The sequence below is a fragment of the Mesorhizobium sp. M7A.F.Ca.CA.002.15.2.1 genome, assembly GCF_003998715.1.
Lineage (GTDB): Bacteria > Pseudomonadota > Alphaproteobacteria > Rhizobiales > Rhizobiaceae > Mesorhizobium > Mesorhizobium ciceri.
This window is the reverse complement of record NZ_RZPI01000372.1, coordinates 1-5521: the sequence shown is the minus strand read 5'-3', so window position 1 is coordinate 5521 and position 5521 is coordinate 1. Positions and strand designations below refer to the sequence as shown.

4 protein-coding genes and 1 pseudogene are annotated in these 5521 nt (G+C 63.2%); 3 read left to right on the top strand and 2 right to left on the bottom strand.

The genetic code is table 11. The features are described 5' to 3' along the window. Window positions 1-83 precede the first annotated feature (83 nt). From ENZ74_RS20085 to ENZ74_RS20075, 3 genes are read left to right on the top strand one after another with little or no spacing between them, the layout of a single operon-like run. The gene (locus ENZ74_RS20085; protein WP_127224122.1) at window positions 84-569 is read left to right on the top strand and encodes a DUF559 domain-containing protein; all 486 of its coding nucleotides are present in this window, start codon (window positions 84-86) and stop codon (window positions 567-569) included. Continuing rightward, window positions 566-3136, top strand: coding sequence for an FAD-dependent oxidoreductase (locus ENZ74_RS20080; RefSeq protein ID WP_027160490.1), 2571 nt, complete (start codon window positions 566-568; stop codon window positions 3134-3136). The genes ENZ74_RS20085 and ENZ74_RS20080 overlap by 4 nt, the downstream gene beginning before the upstream one ends. A gap of 9 nt (window positions 3137-3145) precedes the next feature. Next, window positions 3146-4501: a Xaa-Pro peptidase family protein gene (locus ENZ74_RS20075; RefSeq protein WP_063168192.1), complete on the top strand. Its 1356-nt coding sequence runs from the start codon at window positions 3146-3148 to the stop codon at window positions 4499-4501. On the opposite strand, the gene ENZ74_RS20070 is transcribed toward ENZ74_RS20075, so the two are convergent. Continuing rightward, window positions 4466-5293, bottom strand: coding sequence for a PhnD/SsuA/transferrin family substrate-binding protein (locus ENZ74_RS20070; protein ID WP_063168193.1), 828 nt, complete (start codon window positions 5291-5293; stop codon window positions 4466-4468). The genes ENZ74_RS20075 and ENZ74_RS20070 overlap by 36 nt on opposite strands. A 91-nt stretch (window positions 5294-5384) precedes the next feature. Continuing rightward, window positions 5385-5521, bottom strand: a pseudogene (locus ENZ74_RS35205) (fatty acid desaturase); the annotation flags it as partial.

Below are 5521 nucleotides of genomic sequence, written 5' to 3'. Positions count from 1 at the left end.
CCTCTCCCCCGATCGACGGGGGAGAGGAAAGGCGCGAGCTTATGCACGCTGGCACCCTTCCTCTCCCTCCGGAGGGGGGAGAGGTGGCGTCGCGAAGCGGCGACGGAGTGGGGGAAGGCGCTCATGAAACCCGTAGCCGTCGCAAAACGGGCACTACCCAGCGAGCCAGAAAACTCAGGCAAGGTGACAACCAGGCCGAAGCGCTGCTTTGGCTTGAGTTAAAGGCCCGCAAGCTTGGCGGCTACAAGTTCACGCGACAGTTCTCTATCGGACCATACTACGCGGACTTCGCTTGCCGCAAAAATTGGCTTGTCGTGGAAGTCGACGGACACCAACACGCCGGCAGCTCATATGACCGCCGCCGCGACGATTTCATGCGTGCCCAGGGCTATTCGATCCTGCGTGTTTGGAACCATGACGTCCTGAAACATCGTACTCCGGCCTGTGAAACCATCCTCGCCGCGCTTGATGGCAGCCTGGCCGAGAACACGGCCGCATCCGATCTCCGCTTTGTTTTCACACCCCGCTCACCCGATTCAATCTCTTCAAACACGGACCTATCCAGATGAAATCACACGTAAAAGCGGTTGTCATCGGCGGCGGCGTCGTCGGCTGCTCGGTTCTCTACCACCTGGCCAAAGCCGGCTGGACCGACATCATGCTGATCGAGCGCTCTGAACTCACATCCGGCTCGTCCTGGCACGCGGCGGGCGGCTTCCACACGCTGAACGGCGACCCCAACGTCGCCAAGCTGCAGGCCTATACGGTGCAGCTCTACAAGGAGATCGAGGAGATATCCGGCCAGTCCTGCTCGCTGCATTTGACCGGCGGCGTGATGATGGCCGATACGCCCGAGCGCATGGACTTCCTGCGCCTTGCCCACGCCAAGGGCCGCTATCTCGGCATGGACACAGAGCTGATCACCCCTTCCGAAGCCAAGGCGATGTTCCCGCTGATGGACGAGACCAATTTCGTCGGCGCCATGTGGGATCCGGTCGAAGGCCATCTCGACCCGTCCGGCACCACCATCGCCTATTCAAAGGCGGCGAAAAAACTCGGCGCCGAGATCGTGCTGCGCAACCGCGTCGTGGAATTGACGCAGGAGGTCGACGGCACCTGGAATGTCGTCACCGAACAGGGCACGGTGAAGGCCGAGCATGTCGTCAATTGCGGCGGCCTGTGGGCGCGCGAGATCGGCCGCATGGTCGGCGTCGAACTGCCGGTTCTGGCCATGGAACATATGTATCTGCTCACCGAGCCGATGCCGGAGGTCGAGGAATTCAACAAATCGACCGGCCGCGAAATGATCGGCGTGCTCGACTTCAAGGGCGAGATCTACACCCGCCAGGAGCGCAACGGCATCCTGCTCGGCACCTACGAGAAGGCCTGCAAGCCGTGGTCGCCGGTCAACACGCCATGGGATTTCGGCCACGAATTGCTGCCGCCGGACCTCGACCGCATCGCGCCGTCGCTGGAAATCGGCTTCAAGCATTTCCCCGGCATCGAAAAGGCCGGCATCAAGCAGATCATCAACGGCCCCTTCACCTTCGCGCTGGACGGCAACCCGCTGGTCGGCCCGGTGCAGGGCCTGACCAATTTCTGGTGCGCCTGCGCCGTGATGGCCGGCTTCAGCCAAGGCGGCGGCGTCGGTCTGGCACTGTCGAACTGGATGGTGCATGGCGATCCTGGCTTCGATGTCTGGGGCATGGATGTTACACGCTTCGGTGAATGGGCCGGCCTGCGCTACACCAACGCCAAGGTGCGGGAAAACTATTCGCGCCGCTTCTCCATCCGCTTCCCCAATGAGGAACTGCCGGCGGCACGTCCGGCGCAGACGACGCCGCTCTACGACACGATGCTGGCCAACAACGCGGTCATGGGCGACAGCTGGGGCCTCGAAACCCCGCTCTGGTTCGCACCTGAAGGCAAGGAACCCAGGGATATCGTCTCCTTCCATCGCTCCAACGATTTTGGGCCGATCGGCGAGGAAGTGCGCGCCACGCGTGAGCGCGTCGGCGTCACCGAGATCGCCAATTTTGCCAAATACGAAGTCTCGGGACCCGCGGCCGAGGATTTCCTCAACCGGCTGATGACCAACCGCATGCCGAAGACCCGCCGCATCGTGCTGACGCCGATGCTCAACGAGTTCGGCAAGCTGATCGGCGACTTCACCATCGCCAAGGCGGCAGAAGACCGCTTCATGATCTGGGGCTCTTCGGCGGCGCAGAAATACCACATGCGCTGGTTCGAGAAGCACCTGCCGAAGGACGGAACGGTGCGCATCCACCGCTTCGACCAGACGCTGGTCGGCCTGTCGATCGCCGGGCCGAAATCACGGGACCTGCTGCAGAAACTGGTCGATGTCGACGTCTCGACAAAAGCCTTCCGTTTCATGGATTTCCGCGAGATGGCTGTTGGCGGGGCGCCTTGCATGGTCAACCGCATCACCTACACCGGCGACCTCGGCTATGAAATCTGGATGGCGCCGGCCTACGAACGCCTGGTTTACAAAGCGATCAAGGACGCCGGCGAGGAATTCGGCCTTGTCGATTTCGGCATGCGCGCTCTGCTCTCCATGCGCCTCGAAAAGAACTTTCCGACCTGGTTCCGCGAGTTGCGGCCGATCTATGGACCGTTCGAAGGCGCGATGGACCGCTTCATCAAGCTCGAGAAGAATGACTTCATCGGCCGCGAGGCCGCCGCCAAGGAACAGGCCGAGGGGCCAAAGCTGCGCCGCGTCTCCTTCATCGTCGATGCCACCGACGCCGATGTCATGGGTGACGAGCCGATCTGGGCCAAGGTCAGCAAGGACTACGGCACGGTGGAAAAGCCGCATGGCTATGGCGCGCCGCGCTTCGACAAGGGCGGCAAGGAAATACGTGGCTCCAAGGCTGCCGAAGGCGCATCCGCCGTGCGCGGCATCGTCGACGGCGACTGGCGCGTGGTCGGCTGGGTCACGTCGGGCGGCTATGCGCATTATGTGCAGAAGTCGATGGCGCAGGGCTATATCCCCGCAGCGCTTGCCGAGGACGAAAGTGCCGGGCTGTTCGAGATCGAGATCCTCGGTCAACGGCGCCCGGCCCGCATCAATGTCGAAGCGCCCTTCGATCCGAGCGGCGAGAAGATGCGGACCTGAGGTTCGACGATGGACAGCGCGGGGCCGAAGGGCAGCTTTGGCCGCCACCGCAAGATCATGCCGTTCGAGCCGGGCTCGATCGAAGCTTTGCGCGACGCCTCCCGTCAGAAGGCGGGTTCGCTCAACCAGCATGTGCTGGGCTATGGCCCGCAGGCCGAGGCTGAGTGGGCGGCGGCAGGCATTGCCGCGCCCGACCTGGCGGCGATGCGAAAATACCGGCTGGAGCGTATCCGCGCCGAGCTGAAGCGGCGCGGCTATGCCGGCGCCCTGCTCTACGACCCCGTCAACATCCGCTACGCCACCGACAGCACCAACATGCAGCTTTGGGTGGCGCACAATCCGACGCGGCATTGCTTTGTCGCCACTGAAGGCCCGGTGGTGCTGTTCGATTATTTTTCCTGCGAGCACCTGTCCGACCATTCCGGCGTCGTCAACGAGGTGCGGCCGGCGGTGTCGTGGATGTATCTCTATGGCGGTGAGCTGACCGAGCAAAAGGTCCGCCGTTGGGCCGCCGGAATAGCCGATTTGGTCAGGGAATATGGTAGCGGCAACAGCCGCATCGCCGTCGACCACATCAATCCCGAAGGCGTCGAGGAGCTGGCTCGCCTCGGCATTTCCATCGGCAATGGCGAAGCCGTGATGGAGAACGCGCGGCTGATCAAATCGCCGGACGAAATCCTCGCCATGCGCCGGGCGATTGTCGCTTGCGAAGCGGCGATGGGCGAGATGGAACAGGCGCTGAAGCCGGGCATTTCCGAGAACGAGCTATGGGCGGAATTGCATCGTGGCAACATCGCGCGCGGCGGCGAGTGGATCGAGACGCGACTGCTGACGTCAGGCCCGCGCACCAATCCGTGGTTCCAGGAATGCTCTTCGCGAAAGATCGAGGCTGGCGATCTCGTCGCCTTCGACACCGACCTGATCGGCCCCTACGGCTTCTGCGCCGACCTGTCGCGCACCTGGCTGTGCGGCGATGCAAACCCGTCGAATGAACAGCGCGCCCTGTTCCGCATCGCCGCCGACCAGATCGAACACAACACGGCTCTGATGCAGCCAGGCATCTCGTTTCGCGACCTCGTCGAAGCCTCGGCGGTGCCGCCGGGTGACTGCTTCCCGACGCGCTACGGCGTGCTCTATCACGGCGTCGGTCTGGCCGATGAATACCCGACCTTGCCGCATGCCAGCGACTGGACATCGGACACGCCGGACGGCGTGCTGGAACCTGGCATGGTGCTGTGCGTGGAAAGCTATATCGGCCGGCTTGGCGGGCGCGAAGGCGTCAAGCTCGAAGAGCAGATCCTGATCACCGAGGCCGGCAACGAACAGCTCTCAACCTACCCGCTGGATACGAGGCTGCTCGGATAGTCCGGCAAGCGCTTCTCGCATTGCCCTGACTGTCTTTTCCGGCGTTGCCCTCGCCGTGATGAACGGCAGGCCTTTGCGCCGTCCGGTCCAGCCGACGATCGCGACTTTCCGCGCTGCTGGCTCGAAGCGCTGCGCCAGCGCCCAGCTTTCGCAGTCGATCGCTGCAACATCGGCCCAGCCCTCGGCAATGGCGACGATTGAAGCGCGGTGACCGCCGCTCTCGCTACGCGACGAAAAGATGTCCAAGCCTTCGCCGGCCGCTTGCAGGTCGCGCGTCAGCGCAATGATGCCCGACATGGAATCGAGGCTGTTGAAGGTGAAGCGCTTGCCGCGGATCAGATCGAGCGGGATGAGAGCGCTGCCATCCGCAGGCGATCGAACTTCCGGTCCCTCGCCTATCCGCATCACCAGAGCGCTCGAATAGAGCTCGCCCTGCCCGCCTTCATAGGCGTCATAGCTCGGCTGGCCGACCACCTGCACATGCCTGGACAGGCCAAGTTCCATCGGCCCCCAGCAGGTCTGCGCGAACAGCAGCAAAGGATGCAGCCACAATCTATGGAAATCGAGTTCATCCGGCGGCAATGTCGCGGGATCGGGTGCGATCAATGCACCGGCAGCATCGCGAATTCCGCCCGGCACCGGCGGCAGGTCGCCATTGCGCCGCACGATGGCTTCCGGCGCGTCGATCCCCTTTTGCCGAAACGCATCGCGCAGCAGCACCCATTGCGCGTCGACCTCATCGCGCATTTCGGGCCAATCATACATCGGCAACGCCGCAACCAATTCACTCATGCCGATATCAAATCATCATGTCTGGAAAAAGGATCGCGAAAACGCGGCGTCCAATCAGAATTGGCCGACACGGATTCCGGGTAGGCCGGAATTATTCCTTGGGCGGCTCGGCGGGAACCGGCGCACTGCCGAGCCCGCTGATGCTGCGCGCCCTGATGCGCGGCTTGAAGGCCCTGCCCGGCTCAGGCGCACGCCGCAGCACCGGGTGCACGATCGGCTCTTTCGCCT

Coding starts and splice junctions, on each gene's coding strand:
- ENZ74_RS20080 (WP_027160490.1), top strand. CDS start 566: ATGAAATCACACGTAAAAGCGGTTGTCATCGGCGGCGGCGTCGTCGGC.
- ENZ74_RS20075 (WP_063168192.1), top strand. CDS start 3,146: ATGGACAGCGCGGGGCCGAAGGGCAGCTTTGGCCGCCACCGCAAGATC.
- ENZ74_RS20070 (WP_063168193.1), bottom strand. CDS start 5,293: ATGAGTGAATTGGTTGCGGCGTTGCCGATGTATGATTGGCCCGAAATG.